Consider the following 1,843-nt stretch of genomic DNA (forward strand, 5'->3'; position numbering starts at 1 on the left):
CATCAAGGCCGATGCCATGGATCCGCTCGCAGCTGCCGAGACGGTCTTTGAGCAGGCCGCCGAGGGCCGGTTCTACCTGCTCACCCAGCCGGAGTTCGTCGGGTCGGCGATGGCCGAACGCGCGAATGTGCTTAGCGCACAACGGCCTCCGGTACTACTCACACAGCGTCGGTTCGCCCCCGCAAAGCATTGACATGATCGGTTCCAAATTAGATCCCGACGCCGCCGAGCGACTCGCCTCGTTCGGTGACGTCCCGCCGATGCGCCAGCGGGGCTTGGCTGCGGTCCGCGCCGTGATCGAGTCCGCCCCGCTGCCCGATAGCATGCCCGAGATGGCCAGCGTCACCGACGCCGCCGCCCCTGGGCCAGCAGGACCAATTCCAGTCCGGATCTACTGTCCCACCAGCGATTCCGCTAGCCCCGTACTGGTGTACTTCCATGGCGGCGGACTTGTCATGGGGTCTAACCACTCGTTCGAACCGCTGGCCCGCAACCTGGCATTAGCGTCGTCAGCCACCGTGGTGGCCGTCGACTACCGATTGGCCCCCGAGTCGCCGCCGCCCGCGCAGTTCGACGACGCCTACGCCGCGACCGAGTGGGTGTCGCGCAACGCCGACGACCTCGGGGTCGACGCCGGCCGACTGGCAGTGGTAGGCGACAGTGCGGGCGGCTCGCTGGCGGCGGCAGTCGCGCTGGCCGCACGCGATCGTGGCGGGCCCGCGATCTGTGTGCAGGTGCTGCTGTACCCCGGACTGGATCGCGACATGACGGTTTCGTCAATCACCGCGTTGGCCGATGCGCCGCTGCTCACCCGCGACGACATCGACTACATGCACGGCCTCGCCGACGGCGATGCCGGGCCGCCCCGCGACCAGTACCTGGTGCCGGCCTACGCCTGCGACTTGTCGGCTCTGCCGCCGGCGATCGTGGTGACCGCGGGCTGCGATCCGATCCAAGACTGGGGTGAGCGGTACGCGGCCAGGCTGCGCGATGCCGGCGTGCAGACCACTGCTACCCGCTATCCCGGGATGTACCACGGGTTTCTCATGCGGTCGGACTTGACGGCGCGCGGTCGGCTGGCCGTCGCCGAGATCGGAGCGTTGCTGCGGGCGAAGTTCGCCAACCCACTGCGATTTGACGTCCCAATCACCGGACGCAGCACCGCCGCGGCGCCGTGACGCCACAGACAATCACATCAACCGAGAATTGGCAGAAGGAGAAAGCTGATGCTCACCGACGAGCGACGGATGAAGCTTTCCGACGTATTGCGGCCGGCCGCACCGCCTCGCGAGATCGACACCGTGTACACCGATGACCAACGCGAGCGTCTGCTTGACGTCGTGCGCAGCGAGGGCCCGTGGAAGCTGATCATCGCCCAACACTTCGCATCGGCCGACGAACTGATCGCGACCATGAGTGGCGTGTTCCCCGAGGGCTTCACCCCGTCGCTGGACCTGTTCCTCACTCCAACCTTCCGCGGCTACCTGGCCAACTACGGCGCGGCACTCTATCCGCAACTGCACGACTGCTTTTACAACGCGCGATTCCTGGAGATGGCCAAAAGCTACTGGAACGCCAAATACGCCAAGCCGCAGCTGATGTTGTTCAACATCAATGGGCCGTGCGCCAATCGTGATCCCGGACACCTGGATTCACCGAGCTTCCGCGGCGTGCGGCACGAGAACGCGCCCACGTGGCTCACCAGCGTGATGGGGAAGTCCGGCCTCTTTCAGGACTACCTAATCAAGATGGCGCAGGTGATCACTTGGTTCTCGCTGGATGGCGGTAGCGGATTCACCTATTGGCCCGACGGGCCACTGCGGGCACCCAAGCGGGTTCTGCC

At 65.9% G+C, this 1,843-nt stretch carries 1 protein-coding gene and 2 pseudogenes; all 3 read left to right on the forward strand.

What is annotated here, in order from left to right:
- Window positions 1-193 (forward strand): annotated as a pseudogene (locus WBF82_RS13435) (oxidoreductase); the annotation flags it as partial.
- 1 nt (window position 194) lies between these two features.
- On the forward strand, window positions 195-1,178 hold the full coding sequence (locus WBF82_RS13440) for an alpha/beta hydrolase (RefSeq protein WP_424383509.1): 984 nt from the start codon (window positions 195-197) through the stop codon (window positions 1,176-1,178).
- Between the two features lie 48 nt (window positions 1,179-1,226).
- A pseudogene (locus tag WBF82_RS13445) lies at window positions 1,227-1,843 on the forward strand (hypothetical protein); the annotation flags it as partial.

This window comes from Mycobacterium sp. (assembly GCF_049673265.1).
Classification (GTDB): domain Bacteria; phylum Actinomycetota; class Actinomycetes; order Mycobacteriales; family Mycobacteriaceae; genus Mycobacterium.

Bases quoted from the DNA above. Each gene is read 5' to 3' on its own strand.
- WBF82_RS13440 (WP_424383509.1), top strand. From the start codon at position 195: ATGATCGGTTCCAAATTAGATCCCGACGCCGCCGAGCGACTCGCCTCG.